Raw genomic sequence first — 24,572 nt, 5'->3', positions numbered from 1 at the left:
GCAGGTATGTCTTGGGCGGCCCCCGCCGGCGACCTGGAGTGGTCTTGCCGAGACACGGCGGTGCACGTGGCAGACGACCTGTTTTCCTACGCGTCTCAGGTGATCGCTCAACCCCAGGACAACTATCTCCCCCATCGACGTCGTGGTGGATCAGAACGCGACCAACTGCCAGGTTCTTGAAGCAATCGCCATGTGTTGCCGAATGCTTGAGCAGGCCGTTGAGAACGCCCACCTCGATGTGAGGGGCTGGCACCCTTACGGTGTCTCAAACGGCCCCGGGTTTGCTGCGATGGGCGCGGTCGAGGTCCTGGTCCACACCTATGACATCGCCCGTGGCCTGGGTCTGGAGTGGAGGCCGCCCGCAACCCTGTGCGCACCGCTACTGAGTCGGCTTTTCCCCTGCTCGCCCGACGGTGACCCCACCGCTGTCTTTCTTTACTGCTGTGGCCGAGCGCCCCTGGATGAGCATCCCCGACTGGAGGAGTGGTCATGGGACTCCAGTGTTCCTGTGACGCGCTGACCTATTGCACTCATGAAGTGGTGCGGTTCCTGTCCGGCTCTACCGGCGGTCGAGAAAAAACGACCGTCTGATCTACACCCACCGTCACAATCCCTGGAACGCGGCGCGAGCACGCGTCAGGGTGCTGGCAATGCTCCCCGAGCGTCTCGCATGGCACTTTCGCCGTCAGTGGTGTCGACCACAATGTGTGCGCCGTCGCGATCCTCGCTCCACGGCACCCAGCCATCGGCCTGGACCTCGTTCCACGTCGGAACCTGGTGCCCGGGAATGTCGGCCTCGCGGGACTCGACACGGCGGCGATGCTCATCCCCATCTGGCAGAACGGTCTCGAGCAACGTCAATTGGGCGCCGCACCGGTGCGCGGTTTTATGCCAGGCGGCGCGAGCCTCGGGAACGGCGTTGACAGCGTCCACGATGACGTTCAATCCGAGCAGCAGGTTGGAAGCGGCAACCTCGTGGACGACCACGTAGCCAGCTGTGCCAACGTGTTCCTGGACTCTGCAGAGGGCTGTTTCGACGGCATCGACGCGTAGGTAGCAAGCACCCGTTGCCTGCGCCAGCTGCTTGGCGAGCATCGTCTTACCCATGCCTGAGCGTCCTGCCAGCACGCAAAGCCACGGTTGATAACTTCCCGCGCGTTCTTTCTGCATGGTCTCGATGCTGTCAGATTTCGCGACGATTCGCGCTTCATCGTCACCGCACCGCCACCGGCGCGGTGGCCCCCTCTCGATGAGTCGAAGCAGCGCGGAGATGGTGTTGGTGCGTTGACCGGTTGAACTCGCCTTCGGCGGATTCAACCGGTCAACGCACGGCAGGACCAGCCCATGTGGGCTGGGCACACCTAGGGTGAGGTCATGGCTTCCCCATCCTTCGACCTGAACCGCATCGGCCGGGACCTGCCGTTCTCGCAGTCCCGCCCGCAGCTGGAGCAGGCGCTCACTGGCGGGGTGGCCGTGGTGCAGGCCCCGCCCGGCACGGGCAAGACCACGGTGGTTCCGCCCGTCGTCGCGAACCTCCTCGGTGGGCGCCGGGAAAGAAAGGGCCGCGTCGTCGTCGTCCAGCCCCGCCGGGTCGCGGCACGGGCGGCCGCGCGCAGGCTGGCGGCGCTCACGGGAACGGAACCGGGCGGCGTCGTCGGCTGGACCGTGCGCGGGGAGCGGGAGACCTCGCGGGAAACCCGCGTGGAGTTCGTGACCCCCGGGATCCTGGTGCGCCGGCTGCTGCAGGTCCCCGAGCTGCCGGGAACGGTCGCCGTGGTGCTGGACGAGGTGCACGAGCGCGGCATCGAGTCGGACCTGCTGGTGGGCATGCTCGCGGAGCTGCGGCAGCTGCGGGATGACCTCGTGCTCGTGGCCATGTCCGCCACCGTGGAGGCGGAGCGGTTCGCGGCCCTGCTGGGCGGGGAGGAGCCTGCGCCCGTGGTGGACTGCCCCTCCGCCCTGCACCCGCTCACCGTCGAGTGGGCGCCGGGCCCGCAGCGCCTCGACGAACGGGGAGTCGCACCCGCGTTCCTCGGCCACGTGGCCCGCACCGCGGCGGCCGCCCACTCTCGCGCCGTCGCGGCGGACCCGTCCGTGGACGCGCTCGTCTTCCTCCCCGGCGCCCGGGAGGTCTCCCGCGTGGCGGCCGAGCTGCGCGACCTCACCGACGCCGAGGTCCTCGAGCTGCACGGCCAGCTCGCCCCGCGCGAGCAGGACCGCGCCGTGGCGGGCCGTGCGCCCGGAGAGCGCCCCCGCATCGTGGTCACCACGTCCCTCGCGGAGTCCTCGCTGACCGTCAACGGCGTGCGGCTCGTGGTGGACTCCGGCCTGGCCCGCCAGCCCCGGCGCGACGCCGGACGAGGCATCTCCGGGCTGGTCACGGTCTCCGCGTCCAAGGCCTCGGCGCAGCAGCGCGCGGGCCGCGCCGCACGCCAGGGGCCGGGAACGGTGGTGCGCTGCTACGACGACGCCGCCTGGGGCGCCATGCCCGCCCACACCGTTCCCGAGGTGCGCACCGCGGACCTCACCGCCGCGTGCCTCGCGCTCGCCGTGTGGGGCTCCCCGGGCGGTGAGGGCATGGCCCTGCCGGACCCGCTGCCGCCCCGTGCCCGCGCGGACGCGGAGGCCGAGCTGACGCGCCTCGGGGCGGTGGCCCAGGACGGCCGTGCCACGGATCTCGGGCGCCTGCTGGTCTCCCTCCCCGTGGAACCGCGCTGGGGCCGCGCCCTGCTGGACGGTGCAGATCTCGTGGGTGCCAGAACGGCGGCGGAGGTCATCGCAGCGGTCTCCGACGGCGCCCGCGTGCCCGCCGCGGACGTCCCCGCGCTGGTGCGCGGACTGCGTTCCTCCCGCGGTGGCGAGTCCACCCGGTGGCGTCGCGAGGTGCAGCGGCTGGAGCGGATGGTGGCGCACCCGGGGGACGGGGATCCGGAGTCGCCGGCCCCCGCGCGCCGGAGTCGGATCGCTCCGGAGGCCGCGTCTCCGGGCGTCGAGCACGGGGCATCTCGCCCGCACGGCACCTCCGGGCAGGGCGGGGCCGTGCCCGCGGACGTCCGGGAGGGCGCCGTCGTGGGCCTGGCGCGCCCGGAGTGGATCGCCCGGCGCACGGACGAGCGCGGCGACCAGTGGCTGCTCGCGTCCGGCACCCGGGCCGGGCTGGAGGCGGGGAGCCCGCTGCGGCACCACGAGTGGCTGGCGGTGGCGGAGCTCAGCCGCGCCGCGGGCAGGGCGGCCGCGGGAACGGGCGCCGTGATCCGCGCGGCCGCGCCTCTGGACCGGGAGACCGCCGAGCTCGTGGCCGGCCCGCTCGCCCGGGAGGAGACCCGCGCGAGCTTCACGCAGGGACGTGTGGTGACCCGGTCGGTGCGAGCCGTGGGCGCCATCGAGCTGTCCGCCACGCCGGTGCGCGCGGATCCGGGGACGGCCGAGCCCGCCGTCCGCGCCGCACTCGAGGCGGAGGGGCTGGAGCTGCTGCCGTGGGACGACGCCGCACTGGCCCTGCGCGCCCGGCTCGCCCTGCTGCGTCGTCACCTGGGGAAGCCGTGGCCAGCCATGGACGACGCCGCCCTGCTCGCCCGCACGGAGCAGTGGCTGGGCCCCGAGCTGCGGGACGTCGCCCGCGGTGGGTCGTTGCGGGCCATCCGCGTGGCCGAGGCCCTGCGGCGACTGCTGCCGTGGCCCGAGGCCGCCCGCCTGGAGGAGCTGACCCCGCGGCGGCTGGAGGTGCCGAGCGGGAACACCGCGCGCATCGACTACCCGCAGGTCTTCGACGAGGGGGAACCGGCACGCCCGCCCGTGATGGCCGTGAAGCTGCAGGAGTGCTTCGGCTGGGCGGAGACCCCGCGCGTGGTGGACGGGCGGGTGCCGGTGCAGTTCCACCTGCTCTCCCCGGGGAGGGCCACGCTGGCCATCACGGAGGACCTCGCGTCCTTCTGGTCCGGACCGTACGCCCAGGTGCGGGCGGAGATGCGGGGGCGCTACCCGAAGCACCCGTGGCCGGAGGACCCGTGGAGCGCGGCGGCCACCGCGCGCACGAAGCGCGCCACGGGGCGGTGAAGCTCGCGCCAACCGGTTGAGTTCACATGTGAGCTGCGTTACGGTGGAAAGAACGCCCACCCCCGAGCGCATCATCATGTGCGCCCGGGTCCAGCCGGTCACCACACGGCGCGGAAGCACCGGGCGGCACGACTGGCAGACGTCCCGCACCAACCGCTCCACCGTCCAGGTTGGTCCGTGCGCTCGGCTGACCCGCGCCATCCCACCTCTGCACATCACGCCGCGCCGCAGGAGAGCCCGCCAGGCCCACCAGTGGTGCGCCCGGGGCGCAGCTCCGACGGCCCGGACGTGACCGGCGAGGAACACGGGGGCGTGTCCGTTCTCAGACACAGATCGCGAAGTGACACCTCATGACCACGACCACTGCGGAAACCACCATGACCATCGATCCCACCGAGACACCCGCCGTGGGCCCCGAGCTGGCCCGTTCGTGGCTGCTCGTCAACGGCTCCCACACCTCCCGCTTCGACCAGGCCGCACAGAGCGCCGCGGACGCCGTGGTGCTGGACGTCGAGGACTCCGTGGCGCCCGCGGACAAGGCCCAGGCCCGGGAGAACGTGATCACCTGGCTCGGCGAGCGCAACCAGGAGGACCGGCTCAACCGCGCGTGGGTGCGCATCAACGGCTTCGGCACCGCGTGGTGGGAGGACGACCTGCAGGCGCTGCGGGACGTGCCCGGGCTGGACGGGGTCATGCTCGCCATGACCGAGTCCCCCGAGCACGTGACCCGCACCGCGGAGCTGCTGCGCGGCACCCGGATCGTCGCACTCGTGGAGACGGCCCGCGGGGTGCAGAACCTGCAGGACATCGCCACCGCCCGTTCCACGTACCGCCTGGCGTTCGGCATCGGCGACTACCGCCGTGACACCGGCTTCGGCGAGAACCCCATGGCGCTGGCCTACACGCGCTCGCAGTTCACCATCGCGTCCCGCGCGGCCAACCTGCCGGGGCCCATCGACGGTCCCGCCGTGGGCGCGCTGGGCGCCAAACTCGCCGAGGCCACGGGCGTGACCACCGAGTTCGGCATGACCGGCAAGCTGTGCCTCATGCCGGAGCAGACCACCACGGTGAACGAGGGGCTGTCCCCGTCCCTGAGCGAGCTGTCCTGGGCCACGGAGTTCCTCCAGGAGTTCGAGGCGGACGGCGGTCAGATCCGCAACGGCTCCGACCTCCCGCGCCTGGCCCGCGCCCGCAAGGTGCTGGGGCTGGCCACAGCGTTCGGCATGCGCCTGCCCGAGGGCTACGACATGCACTTCGAGGCCCCCACGGACACCTACCACTGCTGATCCCGCGCGGCGCCCGGCACCGGGCGCGCGTGCGGAACCCGGCGCGGCGGCGTCGTCATCCCCGGATGACGACGCCGCCGCGCCGTCTCGTGCGCGCCCGTCCCCTCCCCGTCCGGCACCCGCAGGTCCCCGCGACATCCGGTGCCAGCACGCCCCCGCGGCGTCGGGCACCCGCGCATCCCCGCGCCGTCGGGACGGCCGCGGTAGGGGAGTGACGGAGGGCCCCCGGCCCGTGGTTGGGCCTCGACGGAGACACGCCGCCGCGGAGTGGGCTGCGTCATTGCCTGGCCGGGGGCGACGGCGGAAGATGGTGGCGGGAACGCATTTCGGTGCCACCTGTATCCGGCCTCGGCCGGGCCCGGAACCGGGAGGCGTTCCCGCCAACCGGACCGTGTTCGCGCCGCCGAGGTGGCCGGGCGCGGCCGGGCCGTCAGCGTCGAATGGAGAAGTGACCCCGTGAGCCCGTCCATCGAAACCACCGTCCGCCGCACCAAGATCGGAATCGTGGGAGCGGGTTCCGTGGGAACCTCCCTGGCCTACGCCGCGATGATCCGGGGCACGTCCACGGACATCGCCCTCTACGACCTGCAGACCGCCAAGGTGGAGGCCGAGGCCCTGGACCTCTCCCACGGCCAGATGTTCGCCCCGGGTGTCCGGGTGGAGGGGTCGGACGACGTCGCCGTGCTCAAGGACGCGGACATCATCTTCGTGACAGCGGGCGCCAAGCAGAAGCCGGGGCAGACCCGCCTGGACCTGGCCGGTGCCAACACCGCGATCCTCAAGTCGCTGATGCCGCAGCTCGTGGAGCAGGCGCCACAGGCGGTCTTCGTGCTGGTGACCAACCCGTGCGACGTGCTCACCGTGGTGGCCCAGCAGATCACCGGGCTGCCCCACCAGCGGATCATGAGCTCCGGCACCGTGCTGGACACCTCCCGGCTGCGCTGGCTGATCGGCAGCGAGGCGCAGGTGAACACCAGCAGCGTGCACGCCTACATCATCGGCGAGCACGGGGACAGCGAGTTCCCCGTGTGGTCCTCCGCGAGCATCGGCCAGGTGCCGCTCAGCGAGTGGGAGGTGGACGGGCACCGGCCCTTCACCCCCGAGCGCCTGGACGAGCTCAAGGACCAGGTGGTCAACGCCGCGTACCGCGTGATCGAGGGCAAGGGCGCCACCAACTACGCGATCGGCCTGGCCGGCGTGCGGATCGCGGAGGCCGTGCTCAAGGACCAGCAGTCGGTGCTGTCCGTGTCCACGGTGCTCGAGGACTACTACGGCGTGAGCGGCGTGGCCCTGTCCGTGCCGTCCGTGGTGGGTGGCACCGGTGTGGGCCAGCAGCTGCGAATCCCCATGGGCGAGCCGGAGAAGCAGCAGCTGCGCGCGTCCGCGGAGACCATGCGGGCCTCGCTGCGCGACCTCGGCTTCTGAGCCCGCGCACCCCGGCGCAACGGGTCCGCGGAAATGAGCGACGCCCTCGCACCGCACGGTGCGAGGGCGTCGTCCGTCTGCGCCGAGGCGCAGGCCGTGGAACTCAGACGGTCCCGGCAGGAGCGTCGCCGGCAGCGGCGTGCGCGGCGGCCGCGGGATCGGCCTGCTCGGGGTGGTTGACGAGGCGCAGGGTCTCGTCGAACTCGCGGTCGATCTCGGGGTTCTCACGGTGCGTGAGCAGCGAGACCACGATGCCCACCAGGCCACCCAGGATGAAGCCCGGGATGATCTCGTAGAGGTCGCTCCACGGGGTGTACTGCCACGTGAAGACCACCAGCGCACCCACCACCATGGCGCTGATGGCGCCCGCGTTGGTGAGCTTGCGCCAGAACAGGCTCATCAGCACCACGGGGCCGAAGGCGGCACCGAACCCGGCCCACGCGAAGCCCACGAGGTCCAGGATGGTGGAGTTCTGCTCCCACGCGAGCCCGGCGGCCACCACGGCCACGAGCAGCACGCCGCCGCGGCCCAGCCACACCTGCGCCTTGGGGGACGGGGTGCGCTTGGCGGCCAGGTTGTAGAGGTCCTCCACCAGGGCGGAGGAGGAGACGATCAGCTGCGAGGAGATCGTGGACATCACGGCCGCCAGCACCGCGGCGAGCACGAGGCCCGCGATCAGCGGGTGGAACAGCACCTGGGACATGTCCAGGAAGATGGCCTCGGGGTCCGTGGGCTCCTCACCGGGACGGTTGCCGTAGTAGGCCAGCCCCACCAGCGCGGTTCCGATGGCACCCAGCACGGTCAGGACCATCCATCCGATGCCGATCCGGCGCCCGGGCCTGGCATCCGCGGGGGAGCGCATGGCCATGAACCGCACGATGATGTGGGGCTGACCGAAGTAGCCCAGGCCCCACGCCAGCGAGGAGATGATGCCCACCGCGGTGCCGCCGGCGAACAGGGACAGCGCGTGGGGGTTCACGTTCTCGATGCGGGTGATCATCTCACCGGGTCCGCCCACCAGGAAGACGCCCACGACCGGCACCATGATCAGCGCGGCCAGCATGAGCAGACCCTGAAAGAGGTCCGTGTAGGACGCGCCCAGGAAGCCGCCGAAGAACGTGTACAGCACGGTCACGCCCGCCACCAGCAGCATGCCGGTGAGGTAGCTCGTGCCGAACGAGGACTGGAAGAACACGCCGCCGGCCACCATGCCGGAGGAGACGTAGAACGTGAAGAATACCAGGATGATCACGCCGGAGATCACGCGCAGGATCCGGGTGTTGCCCTTGAGCCGGTTGTCCAGGAAGGACGGGATGGTGATGGAGTTGTGGGACACCTCGGTGTACGCGCGCAGCCGCGGCGCCACGATCTTCCAGTTGACCCAGGCACCGATGGTCAGGCCGATGGCCAGCCACGCCTCCACCAGACCGGAGAGGTACACCGCACCCGGCAGGCCCATGAGCAGCCACCCGGACATGTCCGACGCGCCGGCGGACAGCGCCGCCACACCGGGCTTGAGGTTGCGTCCGCCCAGCATGTAGTCGTCGAGGTTCTTGGTCTTGCTGTTGGCCCACAGGCCGATGCAGATCATGGCGATGAAATACGCCAGGATCGCCATGAGTTGGTACGCCTGATCGGACATGCGCGTGCCTTCCGGTACGGGATCGTTGGACTGCGCTCACTGTATCGGCGGGCGAACTGCTTCCCGCGTGCATGACGTGAGCCAGGGCACAAGGGTACGCCGCCCCAGCGGGCTCTTCCGCCCGGGTCAGCCCGCGCGGGTGACGCCGCTCCCGACGCCGCCTGCCCCGGTGCCAGCCCCGCCGTCCCGGCGTGTTCCCGTCGCCCACCGGACGAGGTGGCGCGAACCGGTGCCTCGTCCAGGTTCAACCCTGCGCCGTGCCCCACGGCTCGAACACCGCCGGCTCCCGGGACCACGCGCTCGGATCCCAGTGCTCCAGGACGTCGGCGGCGGTGTGCACCGGGTGCGTGATTCCCAGGGACGCGGCCAGCCACCCGAGCACGTCCCCCGGGGTGTGCCCCAGCTCCTGCAGCTCCCGCAGCGTCACGGCGCCGTCCCGCTTGGCGAGCCGGGCGCCGGAGGGCCCCAGCACGAGCGGCACGTGGGCGTACTCCGGCACCGCGTGGCCCAGCAGCCCGGCGAGGTACGCCTGTCGGGGCGCGGAGGGCAGCAGGTCGTCCCCGCGCACCACCTGGTCCACGCCCTGCTCGGCGTCGTCCACCACCACGGCCAGGTTGTAGGCGGGGGTGCCGTCGGTGCGCACCAGGACCATGTCGTCCACGGCTCCCGTGTACTCGCCCGCGAACACGTCGTGCACCGTGAACTCCGGGGTGTCCGCGCGCAGGCGGATGGCAGGGGGACGCTGCGTGCGACGTCGTGCGCGCTGGGCCTCGGAGAGGTTCCGGCACGTGCCCGGGTAGGCGCCCGGGATGCCGTGCGGTGCGGAGGCCGCGGCGTGGATCTCCCTGCGCGTGCAGAAGCACTCGTAGGTCAGGCCCGCGTCCGTGAGGGTGCGCACCCGCTCCAGGAACAGCGGGATCCGCGTGGACTGCCGGTCCACCGGGCCGTCCCAGTCCAGGCCGAGGCTCCGCAGGTCCGCCACGTTGCGCTCGGCCGCGCCCTGCTTCACCCGGTCCAGGTCCTCCACGCGCAGCAGGAACCGGCGCCCCGTGGCGCGCGCGAAACCCCACGCGGCCAGCGCGGTGCGCAGGTTGCCCAGGTGCAGGTCCCCCGACGGCGACGGCGCGAAGCGCCCTGCGGGGGCCGGGGACGTCTCGGGGCGGCGGGGAATCACGCGAGAGACAGTAGCACCGAAGCCCGCCACGGCAGCGGGGGCGGGCCCGCCGCCGGATGCCTTCCGGCCGGGCCGGGCCCGATAGAGTGAGGAGCATGGCACGCACCCAGGAGCTGCGCCGCGGCGTCTACGTGATCGGCACCGAGAACTGGAGACTGAACTCCGGTCTGGTGCTGGGCACCCAGCGCGCCCTGGTGGTGGACACGGGTGCCGGCCCACGCCAGGGCCGCGAGATCCTCGCGGCCGTGCGGGACGTCACCGACCTGCCGCTCACCGTGGTGAACACCCACGCGCACTACGACCACTACATGGGCAACGCCGTGTTCGCGCGCGCCGGGGTCACCGAGTTCTGGGCGCACAAGGCCTGCGCGAGTGCGATGGCCGAGGTGGGCGAGTACCAGCGCAGCTTCGTGGGGACCCAGGAGCCCGAGATGGGCGCCGGCGAGGGGATCGACACCCGCCTGGTGCTGCCCACCAACACGCTTCCGGGGACCGGGCTGCGGCCCTCGCTCACGCGCATCGACCTGGGCGAGCGCCCCGTGACCCTGTTCTTCCTGGGCCCCGGTCACACGGACAACGACGTCTGCGTGGGCGTGGACGACGTCGTCTTCTGCGGTGACCTCGTGGAGGAGGGATCGGACCCCAACTTCGAGGACGCCTACCCCCAGCGCTGGGTGGAGTCCCTGCGGGCGCTGGCCACCCTGGAGCGCTACACCGCCTTCGTCCCCGGCCACGGCACGCCCGTGACCGGCAACTTCGTGTCCCAGCAGGCGGACACCATGGAACTGGCCATCCGCCGCGCCCGGGACGTGGACCTCGCGGGGGAGGGGCCCTCCACGGCGGCCATGTACCGCCTGCCCTACCAGGCCGGAGTGGCCCGGGTGTTCCTGGACCGCTGGGCCCTCATCGAGTCGCAGCGCGCAGCCGACGCGCCACCACCGACCACCCCAGAGCCGCGGCAGCCGCGATCCCCAGATACCCGCCCGTGAGCGTGAGCCGCCCGGCGAAGGTCCCCGCCACGGTGGGGTAGGGCCACCACACCGCCACGGTCAGCAGCAGCGCGCTCAGTGCGATCAGCGTCACGGCGGTGGCGATCCTGGGCCGCGCGGGGACCCACGGGGCCCGGCCACCCTGGCCGTGGGACGGCCCCGGGATGCCCCCGGGCCCTGCCTGCCAGGGGTCGTCCCAGGGCTGGGCACCCCACACCCGGTCATCCTGCCGGGCGCCGTTCCACGGCGCCGCGTTCCCGGGACCGCCCGCGGCGGACGACGCCGCCCGCGCCCGTTCCTGCTCCGCCCGCTCGTGGGCGGGCGGGACGTAGGCGCTGCCCCCGCGGTCCTCGCTCCACGCCCGCTCCCGACGGCGCCGGGAACGCTCCGCACGGTACTGTCGGCAGGTGCGTGCGGGTGAGGCGCCGGGGCCGCTGCGGGCCAGCGCGGCGTCGAGCAGCTGGGACCCCAGGGCGGCCACCACGCCCCAGCCGCCCACCACGAGCAGCGCGGCCACCGCGTCCGTGGGCCGGTGCCACCCGTTGACCACGGTGGTCATGCCCACCAGGGCCGCCAGGAACGCACCCCACCGTGCGGCGCGGGTGCGTCGGTGCGCGGGGGCCACGAGGAACACGGCCATGAGCAGTGAGGCCGCGGCGGTGGTGTGGCCGGAGGGGAACGAGTTGGACGCGATCTGCTGCACGCCCAGGTCCGGCTTGTCGAAGACCCCGTGCTTGAGCAGCTGGGTGGTGAGGTTGGACGCGATCACGCTGCCCACCGCGCACGCCGCCGCGCTCCAGCGGCGGTACCGCACGGCCCACACCAGGGCCAGCAGGCCTGCGCCCACGGCCACGACCTCCGGCAGGTACTGCGCGAGCACGAGCACCACCCCCGGGAAGAAGCTGCCGCGGTCCGCCTTGGCCTGCACCAGGGCGGCCTCGTCCAGCGCCTGACCGGTGAAGGTGCCCAGCCCCCCGTGCGCGATGAGCAGCACCAGGCCCCACAGCACCGCCAGGGACACCGCGGCGCCGAGCACGGTGCGCGCGCCCACGCCGCGGGGCGGCACGGAACCGCCCACCGGACCGGGGTGAACGGGCCGGTGGGCGTGGGGATCGGGGGGCACGGGGGCGTAGGACACGAGCGGAGGACCTCACCGGGAGACGGACGGGCGGGTCGCCTCGGACACGGCGGACCCGGGGGTCCATGGTGGCACGTCCCGCTAGGTCGTGTCTGTGAGCCGCGCGTCACGCACGGGGCACGCGCAGGGCGCGGGTGCGCCGTTGTGAACCGGACGGTGCACCCGCGCCGCGGGCGGTCGGGGGCGTGCGGTGCTCAGCGCCGGGTGCGGGTGAAGGAGGAGATGCCCGTGATCGCACGGCCCACGATGAGCGCCTGCATGGAGTCGGTGCCCTCGTACGTGGCGACCACCTCCATGTCCGTGAGGTGGCGCCCGATGTGGTGCTCCAGCAGCAGACCGTTGCCGCCGAGCATGTCCCGGGCGGTGCGGCACATGGCCAGGGCCTTGCGGGAGGTGGTCATCTTCACCATGGAGGCCATGGCGTCCGTGAGCTGGTCCGTCTCCGCGAGGTGCGCCATGCGGGTGCACAGCAGCTGCATGGAGGTCAGGTCCGAGAGCATGGTGGCCAGCCGCTCCTGCACCAGCTGGTAGTTGGCGATCGGCATGCCGAACTGCTCGCGCTCCAGGGCGTACTTCGCGGCGATCTCGAAGGCCGCCATGCCGTGGCCCACGGCCTCCCACGACGCACCGCCGCGGGTGGCCTTGAGGACCTTGTTGACGTCCTTGAAGCTCTGGCAGTTGGCCAGCCGGTTCTCCTCGGCGATCCGCAGGTCCGTGATCACGATGTCCGCCTGGTTGATGGCGCGCTTGCCGATCTTGCCGTCGATCACGGTGGGCGCGTAGCCCTGCGGGTACTGGCCGTCCTCCTGCTTCTCCACCACGAAGCACTTGACCTGGCTGTCCGCCTCGTCCCGCGCGTAGAGCACGATGACGTCCGCGGCGTGGCCGTTGCCGATCCAGCGCTTGTGGCCGTTGAGCACCCAGTGGTCGCCGTCGCGGCGCGCGGAGGTCTCCAGGGAGACCGAGTCCGAGCCGTGCGCGGGCTCGGTGAGCGCGAACGCGCCGGTCTTCTCGATCTTCGCCATGGTGGGCAGCCAGCGCTGGCGTTGCTCCTCGTTGCCGAGCATGTAGATGCTGCCCATGCACAGGTTGGAGTGCACGCCGAAGAACGTGTTCACGGAGCCGTCGATCCGGCCCATCTCACGGGCCACCAGACCGGCGGCCTGGCGGGAGAGCCCGGGGCAGCCGTAGCCCTCGATGAACGTCCCCACGATGCCCAGGTCCGCGATGCCCTTGAACGCGGGCATGGGGTGCTCACCCCGCTCCCAGAACTCGTTGATCGCGGGCAGCACGTGCTCCTGGCCGTAGGCGCGCACGCGGTCCCGCAGCGCGATGTCCTCGGGGGAGAGGTCCTGGTCCAGCAGGAAGAAGTCGGGGTTCTCGAGCAGTTCGCTCATGACGGGTCCTTTCGGTGGGAGCGCAGCCACTGCATGACGGTCTCGCGGTCCGCGTCCAGCGCGGGCGGGGCCTTGTCGTAGGTGACCGGCGTGCGGCTGTAGGTGACGGGGTTCTTGATGAGGGGCACGGTGTCCTTCCCGTGGCCCACCTGCACCACGGGGTGCAGTCCGAGGGACTCGGCGTACTGCACGCCCTCGGGGATGGTGAGGATGGGGGCGCACGGCACGCCGGCGGCCTGCAGCCTGCCCGCCCAGGTCTCGGCGGTCTCGGTGCGCAGTGCCTCGTTGAGCAGCACCCGCAGCTCCTCCCGGTTGTTGTTCCGGTTCTCCACGCTGTCGAAGCGGGGGTCCTTGATGAGGTCGGGCATTCCCAGGACGGTGGAGAAGCGGGTGAACTGGGAGTTGTTGGCCACCGTGATGATGAGGTCCTTGTCCGCGGTGGGGAACGGACCGTACGGGAACAGGCTCGGGTGCTCGTTGCCGAGCCGCTGGGGGTCGTTGCCGCACGCCGCGTAGCCCGTGGTCTGGTTGACCAGCCCGGACAGCGCCGCGGAGAGCAGGTCCAGCTCCACGTGCTGACCGCGCCCGGAGCGCGAGCGCTCCTGCAGCGCGCCCAGCACGGCGATCGCCGCGTGCAGACCGGTGATCACGTCGAACAGCGCCACCCCTCCGCGCTGGGGAGGCCCGTCGGGGAACCCGGTCACGGACATGAACCCGGAGACCCCCTGCACCAGGAGGTCGTACCCGGGCAGGTGGGCGCCGCCGTCCGTGCCGAAACCGGTGATGCTCGCGTGCACGAGCTCCGGCCAGCGCTCGGCCACGGACTCGGCATCCAGACCGAACTGCTTGAGACCTCCGGGCTTGAAGTTCTCGATGAACACGTCCGCGGAGTCGATGACCTCGTAGGCGGTGGCCAGGTCCTCCGGGTCCTTCAGGTCCAGGACGATCGAGTGCTTGTTCCGGTTCACGGAGAGGTAGTACGTGCCGATGCCGTTGAAGCTCGGCGGCTTGTACAACCGGGTGTCGTCCCCTCCGGGGCCCTCCACCTTGATCACGGTGGCGCCCATGTCCGCGAGCAGCATGGTGCAGTAGGGGCCGGCCAGAATGCGTGAGAAGTCCGCGACGACGATGCCGCTGAGGGGCCCCGGGCCCGCGGACGTGGTGTTGAGAGTCATGAACGCTCCACTGGTAGCTGTGTTTCACCCCACATAAGCACCACCATTAGGTCTTGTCCAATACAAGAAGAGCGCCGCAGTGATGTGCGCACGACAACAATCACGTAGTCTCCCGCCATGGAGGTTCACGAGGCGAGGGCGTTCCTGGCCGTGGCGGAGGAGCTGCACTTCGGGCGGGCGGCGGCGTCCCTGCGGATCGCGCAGCCGCCCCTGAGCCGGCTCATCAAGAGCATCGAGAAGTCCCTGGGCACCGAGCTGTTCGAGCGCAGCACCCGGCAGGTCTCGCTGACCCCGGCCGGTGCGGCGCTCGTGGAGCCCGCGAAGGCCCTCGTGGCGGCGTCGGAGAACGCGCGCGCCGCGGTGGCGAAGTCCGTCACGGGGGAGACCGGGCGGGTGCGGCTGGGGTTCGCGGGGGCGTCCATCAACCGCAAGGTGGGGGAGCTCGCCCGGCACGTGCGCAGCCGCCGGCCCGGGGTGCACCTGGAGCTGCACGGTTCGCAGTTCTCGCACCTGGCCATGCAGAAGGTGCTGGACGGCGCCCTGGACATCGCCCTGGGCCGGTGGGACTTCATCCCGGCGGAGCTGCGCTCGAGCGTGCTGGGGTACGAGGAGGTCATGGTGGTGCTGCCCGCGGACCACCGGCTCGCCGGTGAGGCCCGCGTGCGGATGAAGGACCTGGCGGAGGAGCCCTGGGTCGTGCTGCCCTCCGGGCCGGGAGCCGCACTGCAGAACCGGCTCACGTCCCTGGCCATGGCCGCGGGGTTCATGCCGCGGATCGCGCAGGTGGCCCCGGACTCCTGGACGCTGCTGGTGCTGGTGGCCGCGCAGATCGGCTGCGCCGTGAGCCTGGACACCGTGCGGGACAACGTCTCCTCGGACGGCGTGGTGTTCCGTCCCCTCGCCGAACCGCAGCGGCCCCTGGAGGTGCAGATGCTGTGGCGGGCGGGGGATCCCAGTCCCGCACTGCGCGCTGTGGTGCACATGGCCCAGACCCTGTACGGAAGCCCCCGCCGCGGGGACGCGACAGGGGCTTCCGGGTGAGCGGAGCGGGCCTCAGGGCCTACTCGTAGTCGTACCAGCCGTGGCCGGACTTGCGGCCGTACTGACCGGCCTCGTACTTCTCCTTGATGGACTCGGCCGGCAGGCTCGCGGGGTCACCGGTCTGCTCGTACTCGGCGAGCCGGATCAGGTAGACCACGTCGATGCCCACCATGTCCATGAGCTCGAACGGGCCCATGGGGTGGTTCAGCGCCGTCTTGGCCGCCACGTCGATGTCCTTGTAGTCGGCCACGCCGTCCTCGTAGAGCTTCAGCGCCTCCGTGCGCAGGGCGCCGAGCAGGCGGTTGGCCACGAAGCCCGGCACCTCCTTCTTCAGCTCCACGGGTGCCTTGCCGATCGAGCGGGCCAGCTCCATCGCGGTCTCCACGGTCTCCCGGGACGTGGCCTCGTGGGGGACCACCTCCACGCACTTCATCACGAGCGCCGGGTTGAAGAAGTGGAAGTTGCACACCTTGTCCGGGCGGTTCGTGGCGTCCGCCACGCGCGAGGACACGATGTTCGAGGAGTTGGTGGCCAGGATGGTGTGCTCGGGGCACACGGCGTCCAGCTCCGCGAAGAGCTGGCGCTTGATCTTCAGGTCCTCCACCGCGGCCTCGATCACGAAGTCCGCCTTCGCGGCGCACCCGTCCCGGTCCGTGGAGAACGTCATGCGCTCGAACGCCGCGGCCACGTCCTCGGGGGTGCGGCGGTCCTTGCTGATGTCCCGGTCCATGCGGGAGTGCAGCTGCTCGGAGGCCTTGTCCACGGCCTCCTGCTTGATGTCCACCACGTCCGTCTCGTACCCGGCCAGCGCGCACACCATGGCGATCTGCGACCCCATGGCACCGGCACCGATCACGGTGATGTGCTTGATGTTCTGGAGCGGATTCTCTGTCACTTGCTCACGTCCTTCTGTGCTGCACTGCGGAAGTCAGGGGCCCGCTTCTCCAGGAACGCGGTGGTTCCCTCGGCCTTCTCCGCGCTGCTGTACAGCACGGACTGGGCCAGGCGCTCCAGCAGGATCCCGGTGGTGTGGTCCACGTCGAAACCGTGACGGATCACGGTCTTGGCGAGCTGGATGGCCAGCGGCCCCTTGGCCATGATCGCGTTCGCGGTCTCGCGGGCGGTCTCGAGCAGCTGCTCGGGCTCCACCACCTGCGTGACGAGCCCCATGGCCAGGGCGTCGTCCGCCTTGACCCTACGCCCCGTGAGCACGATCTCGGTGGCGCGTCCCAGGCCCACGAGCTTCGCGAGGCGCTGCGTGCCGCCCGCGGCGGGCATGATGCCCAGCCCGGTCTCCGGCAGCGCGAACTGCGCGTTGCTCGAGGCCACCCGGATGTCGCACGCCAGGGCCAGCTCGTGGCCGCCGCCGAACGCGTACCCGTTCACGGCCGCGATGGTGGGCTTGGGGAACTGCTCCACCTTCTCGTACACGCCCTGCATGGTGGCCTTCAGCCCGTCCTTGGGGGTGCGCACCGCGAGCTCGTTGATGTCCGCCCCGGCCACGAACGCCTTGTCCCCGGCGCCCGTGAAGATCAGGACCTGGACGTCGTCGTTCTCCGCGAGCTCCTCGAGCGTGCGGGTCAGGGCCTGGAGGACGGTGGCGTTGATCGCATTGCGCACCTCGGGCCGGTTCACGGTGACCAGGGCGATCCCGTCCGAGATGTCGATGGTCAGTACGTCCTGTGCTGCTGTCATGGTGCGTTCTCCTTCGATGTGCCGTGCGGGGCCTGGCGGCCGCCGCTCGTCGTCATCTTCTTTCATACCCGGTGTCGGTGACGTGGGCCGCACGCACGGGGGATTCATGCCGATCCGGCATCAATCCCCCGCGGTGCAGGCAATGCGCCACGGCCGCGACCCGCGGGGGAGCTCACGCGCCCTGGGCCACCCGGGTGATTTCCCCGGTCTCGGGGTCGACGACGTCGCGCGGCCGGCGCAGGCGCGCCAGCACGGCGGCCACGACCACGAGGACCAGGCCGATGAGCGTGACCAGGACCCCCGGCAGGAACATCATGAACCCGCCCACCGCGAGCACCACCCGCAGGTACACGGGCAGCTGCCGCTCCACGAAGGTGAGCCAGCCGCCCATGGCCGCGGCGATCGCGTAGACCGCCACCAGGCTGGAGACGAACGCCAGCCCGATGTGCACCGGTTCGCCCTGCGCCACGAGCGCGGGGTTCAGTGCGAAGCCGAACGGCACCACGTACTTCACGGCACCCAGCTTCATGGCGGAGAAGCACGTGGCCATGGGGGAGGCCTTGGAGATGCCGGCCGCCGCGAAGGCCGCGAGCCCCACGGGCGGGGTGATGTAGGAGACCGAGGCCCAGTAGATGACGAACAGGTGCGCGGCGATCGGGTCCACGCCCAGGGCCGTGACGGCCGGGACCATCACGATGGCCAGGAACACGTACGCGGCGGAGATGGTGAGTCCCATGCCCAGGATGAAGCACACCACGGCGCCGGCGATCAGGATGAGCACCACGTTGTCGCCCACCAGGGCCACCAGGTCACGCGAGAGGGACAGGGCCACGCCCGTGGCGGTCAGCCCACCCAGGATCAGGCCCACGCCCGCGATGATGCCCACGATCTGCGCGAGCGTCTTGCCCACGTCCACGCCCATGTCCACCCACTGCCGCGGTCCGAACGTGACACCGGGCTTGACCAGGGCGATGAGCAGCAGGATGGCCACCACCCAGTAGGGGACCTGGGCCTCGGAGTCCGTGGTGAACAGCAGCACGGTGAGCACGGCCAGCGCGCCCAGGTAGGGCCAGCCCTGGAGCAGGGCGTGACGGGCCCGGGGCAGCAGGTCCTTCGGGGTGCCGCGCAGCCCGCGCTGGGCGGCGTAGCCGTCGATCTGCAGGAAGATGCCCAGGTAGTACAGGATCGCGGGGATCGTCGCGGCCACGAGGATCGTGGTGTAGGGGACGCCCACGAAGGAGACCATCAGGAACGCCGCGGTGCCCATGATGGGCGGGGTGATGGAACCGCCGGAGGACGCGGTGGCCTCCACGGCGCCGGCCACCCGCGCGCTGAACCCGGAGCGCTTCATGGCCGGAATGGTCATGGGCCCCGTGGTCAGCACGTTGGACACCGCCGAGCCGCTCATCATGCCCATGGCCGCGGAACTGGCCACGGCCACCTTGGCGGAGCCGCCGCGGTAGCGGCCGAACACGGCCATGGACAGCTCGTGGAAGAAGTCCGCACCGCCGGTGTGCTGCAGCACCACGCCGAACAGCAGGAAGCCCACCAGGATGGTGCCCGCGGTCTGCAGGGGCAGGCCCAGGACGCTGTCCACTCCCATGGTGTGCACGGTGGCGAGGGTGGGGAGGTCGTAGGAGATGCCCTGCAGGAAGGACAGCGGGATCACCCCGGCGATCAGCGGGTACACCGAGAAGAGGAACGCGATCACCAGCACCACCCACCCGGCGGCGCGGCGCAGGGTCTCCAGGATCAGGGCCCAGAAGACGAAGCTGAGCACGGTGGCCAGGGTGGGGGCCAGGTACTGCCAGCCGTACTCCTGGATCTCGATCCCGTGGACCGCGAAGTACGCGCACGTGCCCATGACGGCGAGCAGCAGCAGCACGTCGTACCACGGCACGCCCCGCCGCTGCCGAGCCGCGGACCCGGGGGCGTGCTTGCGGATGGGGGTCACGATGAACACGATCGGCACGAACACCGCGATCAGCAGGTACAAGAACGAGTTGGTGGGGATGGTCACCCCGCCCACGTTCCAGAAGAACACCTGGTTCATGGTCAGCAGCACGCCCACCACGGTCAGCACGATCACCAGGCTGCGCCAGAACGGCGTCAGCCGCGGGCTCGCGTCGTGCAGGGAGACGTCCGAGGGCATGGTGGGCTGGGCGGCGTCGTCGCCCCCGTACGGGTGCGTGGCGGTGATCTCAGCGCCGGTGCGGGGGTCGATGGCCGGCCCGGGGGTGGTGACGGGGCCGACGGTGCCAGCGGGAGCCGAGGCACTGGCGGGGCCGGCGGCGTCGCCGGTCTGGTACGGGGTGCTCATGCGTGGCCTCCGGAGGGTGCGGTGGTGGACGAGGCGCCGGGCAGGGTGCCGGGGGTGTCCGGGAGCTCGGGGAGGTTGGCCTTCTTCCAGTCCACCCACTCCTTGCGCGCGGACTTGGGGTCCTCGCGGTCCTTGTGGTCCTGCCAGAACGCGGGCCAGGCCTCGTGCATGCGGCGCTCGCGCTCCAGCAGGGCGTCCTGACGGGTCTGCAGGTCCTTGCTCCAGCGGCCCTTGCTGGTGAGGAACTCCACCATGGCGTCGTGGAACGGGATCACCAGGGGCGTGAGCTGGATCTGGTCCGTGCCGAAGCGGTGGGCGTCCGGGGTGGTGTCCTTGTAGTCCGGGTAGTAGCGGTCCATGTCCGCGACCAGCGCGGCCACCTCCTCCGCGGGGCGGTCCGCGCGGGCGACCACCGGGATGGTGTACTGCATGTTCACCGCCGTCTCGCCCTTGGCCAGACCCGAGCCCTTGGAGAACTCGCCGGGCTTGACCATGGGGGCCAGCTCCTTCCACGAGGCGTACTGGGAGGGTGTGCCGCCGCCCAGGTTCAGCCAGCGGATGGGGTACTGGGACGCGAGCTCAGAGACGTTGGCGCCCACCACGTTCTGGTACAGGGTGTCGATCTGCCCGGTCTTCAGCGCCTCGATCTGGCCGCTGTAGGTGACGTCCACCATCTGGACGTCCTTGCCGGTGAGGCCGCCGAAGTTGAGGATCGCCTCCATCTTGCGGTTGATGGACGTGCTCGCGATCAGCTTGGGGAACTTCTTCCCCTTGAGGTCCGCCACGGTCTCGATGCCGCTGTCCTTGCGCACCAGCACCCCGTAGTTGCCCGGGGGAGTCCACACCAGGCGCAGCGCCTGCGGGCCCCACTGCTCGGAGCAGTACTCGTCGTTGCCCTCGAACGCGTAGTAGTACTCGTCCCCGGTGCGCGAGTACTGCGCGGTCCCGTTGATCAGCGGCGCCAGGCGCCCGATGCCGGTGTCCGAGGTCATCAGCCGGATCTGCCGTCCCGTCTTCTGGGTCAGCGTGTTGGCCACCGCGGCGAGGTCGTTGTACGTGCCCGTGCCCACGCCGTACGTGGACCACACGAGCTGCTGGGAGCCCCCGGCGGCCTTCGAGCCGCCCGAGCACCCGGCCACACCGGCCAGCACGGGTAACGACGCCGCTGCGGCCAGGAGCGCGCGGCGGTTGAGTATACGGGGCATGGGGCCTCCACTGAACGGGTCCGTCGGATCGCCCGGGTCCCGCGCCTCTCGCGCGTGCGAAAGGGCCGGACAACCGGAGGTTCCCATTCATACAGTGCTGGGGTGATCCAGAACACTTACTCGCGAGTTTCATGCGGAACGGGTATCAGTGGTGGTTGGGGCGGGCAATGCCGGGTCGGGTTGCACCACAGGTGAGCGCCGCTGCCACCATCAGGCGGGGCGGTCGTGGCCGGCGGAGCCAGGGCGGCTCGTGGCCGGCGCGGGTCGCCGGTCAGGCCCCGCCTCACACGTTCGTGCCCTCTCAGTGCGAGGCCGCCGGGCCCCCTTCGTGCGCCACGTTGCGCTGGTGCGCCTGCACGTCCGCGAGGAGACGACGCCGCTGCAGCTCCACCGTGCGACCGTCACCTCGGTCGGTCCGAGGGTTCGATCGTCCGCCGGGCCGGCGTCGGAACGTGGTCGTACCGCGGGCAACTCTGGCCGACTGGCCAATCGACCCATGCGGCGCGCTCCCCGATAGGCTCCGGCCATGGACACTTCCGCTCTGGACTACGTCGTGACCGAGTGCAAGGCACTACTCGAAACCCGGTTTCCGGACGGGTCGGAGCACGGCGCGGCGGCCATGCTGCTCGAGGACGGCGCCGTGGTCACCGGAACCGCCCCGGACATGCCGAATGCCGCGGTCGAGGTGTGCCACGAGATCGAACCGTGGGGTGACGCCCACCCCGGCTGGCTGCGGTGACGGGATGCCCCGCGGGGAAGTGGGCCCGGCATAGGCTTCCCTCATGAGCACTCGAGGAATGAGCGTGGGGGAGCGAGCGGCGTCGTCGTCGGCGGTGGCGCCCGAGGAGGACATCGACCGTTTCGACGCGGAGGCCCGGCGATGGTGCGCCGAGGCCGTGGCGAAGGTGCGGGCGGAGGGCAACCGGTCGTCGGACACGCACCTGCTGTCGGTGCCGCTGCCCGAGGAGTGGGGCGTGGACCTGTACCTCAAGGACGAGTCCACGCATCCCACGGGCTCGCTCAAGCACCGCCTGGCGCGCTCGCTGTTCCTGCATGCGCTGTGCAACGGGTGGGTGCGCAGGGGGCGGCCGGTGATCGAGGCGTCGAGCGGGTCCACGGCGGTGTCCGAGGCGTACTTTGCACGGCTGATCGGGGTGCCGTTCATCGCCGTCATGGCCCAGGGGACCAGCCGTGACAAGATCCGCCTGATCGAGCTGCATGGCGGTCGCTGCCATTTCGTGGAGCGCCCGGACCAGGTGTACGACGTCGCCGCGGGCCTCGCGCGCGAGACCGGCGGTCACTACATGGACCAGTTCGCGTTCGCCGAACGGGCCACGGATTGGCGCGGGAACAACAACATCGCGGAGTCGCTGTTCGCGCAGATGTCCCAGGAGCGCTATCCGGATCCCGCGTGGATCGTGGCCACGGCAGGCACCGGCGGGACCTCTGCGACGATCGCCCGCTACGTGCGCTACACCGGCCGCCAGACGGGGGTGTGCGTGGCGGACCCGGAGAACTCGGCCTTCCTCCCGGCTTGGCGCGAGCAGGACCCCTCGGTGACGACGCCGCTCGGGTCCCGGATCGAGGGCATCGGCCGGCAGCGCGTGGAGCCGAGCTTCATGGGCTCGGCGATCGACCGGATGATCCGCGTTCCCGACGCCGCCGCGGTCGCCGCGATCCGCCACCTGGACACCCTGATCGGTCGCAAGGCCGGGGCCTCCACGGGCACGGGTCTGTGGGCGGCGTTGCGCATCATCTCCGAGATGGTCCGGGCGGGGGAGCGGGGCAGCGTGATCGCGCTGCTGTGCGACCCCGGGGACCGCTACCTGGACAAGTACTACTCGGACGAGTGGCTGGCGGGGGAGGGATTGGACATCGCCCCGTACCTCGAGCGGTTGGAGGGGTTCATGGGAGGTGGGGAGTTGGGGTGAGCTACGAGCCACCCCCGCCCGGCGACGATGAGGATGGGCAGTCAGCGTTGTGGGGTGCCCCTTGGAACTGGCTTCTAGCCGACTCCTACGGTCCGCTTTTCGAGTTCCGTAGCAAATAGGGGCAAGCCGGCGCGAGCGAGACCCTCGAGGTACCCATTCCACGTGATCTCCGGACTCCGCATGTCAGCCACCACTTCTTCGGCGATGCGGACCACGGTTGAAGGGTCCAAATCCAACTGGTCGAGTAAGAAGTCATCCGGAGACCGCACCGCAACGTCACAGGGCTTGAGGGCGGTCGTCGGGAAGTCCTTCTGGTTGGATGTCACGATGAGCTCGGCTCTTGAACGGACCGCTGCCGCCAGCACATGTCTGGCCTTGGGGTCATTGGTCATGGCAGGCACGAGGCTCTCGTAGTTCTCGACCAGAGCGGCCTGAATTGCTTGGCCGTGGCCAGACGCAGTAGTAGATCTGCGATAGGCATGGGAATCAATACGCATGCATCGAGAACCACCGGGAACGACATGGGGAGTTACCGGGTGGCCGGGTCTGCCGGGATGTCGAAGTATGTGCCGTGGTTCGCTGCCTCGTGAGTTGCCTGTCGGAGACCTTCGCGGCGTGTCTTCTCGAGACGTTCTTCGTAGGCAATGAGATTAGTCAGCAGGACTCTGCGGTGCCTTCCGACCTTGGTGAATGGGATATCACCTTGCTCCAGCAGCTTGACCAGTGTCGGCCGGGAGATTCCCAGATGATCAGCAGCCCTCGCTCTGCCGCAGCCGCTCCCATAGGTCGAACGCCAGAGCGGGTACCGCTGGACAAGGTTGACGCCAGTTAGGAGTTGCGGGTTTTTCCAGGATTGGCATTGCCGCCCTGCCCGGCGACGAGGCGACGCGTCCTCTTCGCGCAGTAGGCGACCACCCGCTCGAGCGGTCCCTGCCCAAGAGTCCGCTGCCAGATGACCGCGAAGACGGCGGCCACAAGTACGTGCACGAGGTACCAGAGGTAGGGGGAGTAGTAATGCAGCTCGAGGGACAGCGCCAGCAGGTGCGCCGAGTACAGCGTGAGGGTCATCGATCCCATCGCCGACAACGGCAGTAGCCAGTCCCCGATCTTCTGGCTGATGAGCAGGAACACCCCCAGCACCGCCAGACTCAGTCCGAGGCTGGTCGCAATGGCCAGCGGCGTGTTGGAATGCGGGGTCGTGATGGCCAGCCACCACCCGGTGTCGGTTGGTAGCGAGTCGGTACCCCACACCAGGATCTCGTCGAGCGTGGACTCGCTCAAGCGCGATGCCTCCTGCAATACGGAGTAGCCCCCGAGGCCGTAGAGGAGCACGGCGGACACGAGCTGGGCCAACAGGGTGAGCGCGACGCCCACGATCACCAAGCGGACCTGGGTGCGCACTGCTCGCAGATCCAAGCGGCCCAGCCCCATCCCGACCAGCAGATACGTCATGTACGGCAGCGCCGGGTAGTTGCCGGTCAGCAGAAGCTGAGACAGCGTGCCCGCGGGGTTGCTGAGGACATTGGGCAGCGTGGGGTTGTAGTACCACCACTCCGGCAGGACATCCAGCATGCGCTGCATCAGCAGGGGCGAGAGGACCCCGAACGCGGCGGCCCAGATGAACAGCGTCTTGGGGCGGGCATGCAGGAACGGGATGGCCAGGATGAAGAACATGCCGTAGTAGAACAGGATGTTGTAGGCGGGAGGATCCTCCGGCATCGCGGCGTTGACGGTCATGCCCACCGTGACGATCAGCAGGGCGCGGACCAGGACACTCACCCGGTCAGCGGTCAGGGCTCGCCCCTCGCGTGGTTGCCGGGCGCCGGAGCCCAGCGCCAGGCCCACTCCGGCCAACAGCGCGAAGAGTGCCGCCGAGTGCCCGGAGAACAGTCGCCAGGACCAGCTGGCCTCCCCGGTCTGCTCGTTCCACGCGGGCAGCAGGTGGATGGCCATGAGCCCGATCAGTGCCAGCCCCCGGGCGGCATCGATCCCCACCAGTCGCCGCTTGCGTGGCGCCCCGTCCGTTGCGGTTGCCACATCCCCCGTGCCCCCGCGTCGTGTCGTATTCACAAGTACTCCTGAGTTCTCCCCGGCGTCG

General features: G+C 70.6%; 20 protein-coding genes. 7 read left to right on the top strand and 13 right to left on the bottom strand.

Features of this window, described 5'->3' with window-relative positions; genetic code table 11:
• Positions 1 to 636: 636 nt before the first annotated feature.
• The gene (locus C1C97_RS05385; protein WP_121030350.1) at positions 637 to 1,170 is read right to left on the bottom strand and encodes an AAA family ATPase; all 534 of its coding nucleotides are present in this window, start codon (positions 1,168 to 1,170) and stop codon (positions 637 to 639) included.
• Positions 1,171 to 1,374: 204 nt separating this feature from the next.
• Here C1C97_RS05385 and hrpB point away from each other — a divergent pair, with 204 nt between their 5' ends.
• The 3 genes from hrpB to C1C97_RS05370 all read left to right on the top strand — a co-directional run bounded on the left by hrpB (position 1,375) and on the right by C1C97_RS05370 (position 6,767).
• A complete protein-coding gene (gene hrpB / locus C1C97_RS05380; protein ID WP_121030348.1) occupies positions 1,375 to 4,056 on the top strand; it encodes an ATP-dependent helicase HrpB in 2,682 nt (893 codons plus the stop codon).
• 350 nt (positions 4,057 to 4,406) lie between these two features.
• On the top strand, positions 4,407 to 5,342 hold the full coding sequence (locus C1C97_RS05375; protein ID WP_121030346.1) for an HpcH/HpaI aldolase/citrate lyase family protein: 936 nt from the start codon (positions 4,407 to 4,409) through the stop codon (positions 5,340 to 5,342).
• Between the two features lie 456 nt (positions 5,343 to 5,798).
• Positions 5,799 to 6,767: an L-lactate dehydrogenase gene (locus C1C97_RS05370; protein WP_012397574.1), complete on the top strand. Its 969-nt coding sequence runs from the start codon at positions 5,799 to 5,801 to the stop codon at positions 6,765 to 6,767.
• Between the two features lie 103 nt (positions 6,768 to 6,870).
• Here C1C97_RS05370 and putP read toward each other — a convergent pair whose 3' ends face one another.
• Complete coding sequence (putP, locus tag C1C97_RS05365; RefSeq protein WP_121030344.1) at positions 6,871 to 8,409, bottom strand: sodium/proline symporter PutP; 1,539 nt, start codon at positions 8,407 to 8,409, stop codon at positions 6,871 to 6,873.
• A gap of 244 nt (positions 8,410 to 8,653) precedes the next feature.
• Positions 8,654 to 9,583: a tRNA glutamyl-Q(34) synthetase GluQRS gene (gene gluQRS / locus C1C97_RS05360; RefSeq protein WP_199712173.1), complete on the bottom strand. Its 930-nt coding sequence runs from the start codon at positions 9,581 to 9,583 to the stop codon at positions 8,654 to 8,656.
• A gap of 95 nt (positions 9,584 to 9,678) precedes the next feature.
• Here gluQRS and C1C97_RS05355 point away from each other — a divergent pair, with 95 nt between their 5' ends.
• Positions 9,679 to 10,572, top strand: a complete 894-nt coding sequence (locus C1C97_RS05355; protein WP_121030342.1) for an MBL fold metallo-hydrolase — start codon at positions 9,679 to 9,681, stop codon at positions 10,570 to 10,572.
• On the opposite strand, the gene C1C97_RS05350 is transcribed toward C1C97_RS05355, so the two are convergent.
• The 3 genes from C1C97_RS05350 to C1C97_RS05340 form a co-directional block, all read right to left on the bottom strand.
• Positions 10,487 to 11,710, bottom strand: coding sequence for a phosphatase PAP2 family protein (locus C1C97_RS05350; RefSeq protein WP_233542743.1), 1,224 nt, complete (start codon positions 11,708 to 11,710; stop codon positions 10,487 to 10,489). The two genes, C1C97_RS05355 and C1C97_RS05350, sit on opposite strands and share 86 nt — an antisense overlap.
• 194 nt (positions 11,711 to 11,904) lie before the next feature.
• A complete protein-coding gene (locus tag C1C97_RS05345; RefSeq protein ID WP_121030340.1) occupies positions 11,905 to 13,107 on the bottom strand; it encodes an acyl-CoA dehydrogenase family protein in 1,203 nt (400 codons plus the stop codon).
• On the bottom strand, positions 13,104 to 14,282 hold the full coding sequence (locus C1C97_RS05340; RefSeq protein ID WP_121030338.1) for a CaiB/BaiF CoA transferase family protein: 1,179 nt from the start codon (positions 14,280 to 14,282) through the stop codon (positions 13,104 to 13,106). Before C1C97_RS05340 ends, C1C97_RS05345 begins: the two co-directional genes overlap by 4 nt.
• A 117-nt stretch (positions 14,283 to 14,399) precedes the next feature.
• On the opposite strand from C1C97_RS05340, the gene C1C97_RS05335 reads away from it, so the two are divergent.
• A complete protein-coding gene (locus C1C97_RS05335; RefSeq protein ID WP_121030336.1) occupies positions 14,400 to 15,323 on the top strand; it encodes a LysR family transcriptional regulator in 924 nt (307 codons plus the stop codon).
• 19 nt (positions 15,324 to 15,342) lie between these two features.
• Here C1C97_RS05335 and C1C97_RS05330 read toward each other — a convergent pair whose 3' ends face one another.
• The 4 genes from C1C97_RS05330 to C1C97_RS05315 form a co-directional block, all read right to left on the bottom strand.
• Complete coding sequence (locus tag C1C97_RS05330) at positions 15,343 to 16,218, bottom strand: 3-hydroxyacyl-CoA dehydrogenase family protein (protein WP_110920118.1); 876 nt, start codon at positions 16,216 to 16,218, stop codon at positions 15,343 to 15,345.
• A complete protein-coding gene (locus C1C97_RS05325; RefSeq protein ID WP_110920117.1) occupies positions 16,215 to 17,018 on the bottom strand; it encodes an enoyl-CoA hydratase/isomerase family protein in 804 nt (267 codons plus the stop codon). Before C1C97_RS05325 ends, C1C97_RS05330 begins: the two co-directional genes overlap by 4 nt.
• Positions 17,019 to 17,190: 172 nt before the next feature.
• The gene (locus C1C97_RS05320) at positions 17,191 to 19,338 is read right to left on the bottom strand and encodes a TRAP transporter permease (RefSeq protein WP_121030334.1); all 2,148 of its coding nucleotides are present in this window, start codon (positions 19,336 to 19,338) and stop codon (positions 17,191 to 17,193) included.
• Positions 19,335 to 20,543 (bottom strand): TAXI family TRAP transporter solute-binding subunit, encoded by a 1,209-nt coding sequence (locus C1C97_RS05315; protein ID WP_121030332.1) that lies wholly within the window; start codon positions 20,541 to 20,543, stop codon positions 19,335 to 19,337. The genes C1C97_RS05320 and C1C97_RS05315 overlap by 4 nt, the downstream gene beginning before the upstream one ends.
• A gap of 526 nt (positions 20,544 to 21,069) precedes the next feature.
• Here C1C97_RS05315 and C1C97_RS05310 point away from each other — a divergent pair.
• A complete protein-coding gene (locus C1C97_RS05310) occupies positions 21,070 to 21,282 on the top strand; it encodes a cytidine/deoxycytidylate deaminase family protein (RefSeq protein ID WP_233542742.1) in 213 nt (70 codons plus the stop codon).
• A 43-nt stretch (positions 21,283 to 21,325) separates the two neighbouring features.
• Complete coding sequence (locus C1C97_RS05305; protein WP_121030330.1) at positions 21,326 to 22,474, top strand: PLP-dependent cysteine synthase family protein; 1,149 nt, start codon at positions 21,326 to 21,328, stop codon at positions 22,472 to 22,474.
• A gap of 74 nt (positions 22,475 to 22,548) precedes the next feature.
• Here C1C97_RS05305 and C1C97_RS05300 read toward each other — a convergent pair whose 3' ends face one another.
• The 3 genes from C1C97_RS05300 to C1C97_RS05290 form a co-directional block, all read right to left on the bottom strand.
• Positions 22,549 to 22,971 carry a hypothetical protein gene (locus C1C97_RS05300; protein ID WP_199712172.1) on the bottom strand — a complete coding sequence of 141 codons (423 nt, stop codon included), beginning with the start codon at positions 22,969 to 22,971 and terminating at the stop codon, positions 22,549 to 22,551.
• Between the two features lie 32 nt (positions 22,972 to 23,003).
• Entirely contained in the window at positions 23,004 to 23,219 is a 216-nt protein-coding gene (locus C1C97_RS05295) for an excisionase family DNA-binding protein (protein WP_267897591.1), read from the bottom strand.
• Positions 23,220 to 23,302: 83 nt separating this feature from the next.
• Complete coding sequence (locus C1C97_RS05290) at positions 23,303 to 24,544, bottom strand: heparan-alpha-glucosaminide N-acetyltransferase domain-containing protein (RefSeq protein ID WP_233542741.1); 1,242 nt, start codon at positions 24,542 to 24,544, stop codon at positions 23,303 to 23,305.
• Between the last annotated feature and the right edge of the window lie 28 nt (positions 24,545 to 24,572).

Source organism: Kocuria tytonis, from assembly GCF_003226895.2.
In the GTDB taxonomy this organism is placed as follows: Bacteria; Actinomycetota; Actinomycetes; order Actinomycetales; family Micrococcaceae; genus Kocuria; species Kocuria tytonis.
This window is presented reverse-complemented; position numbering and strand designations above follow the sequence as displayed.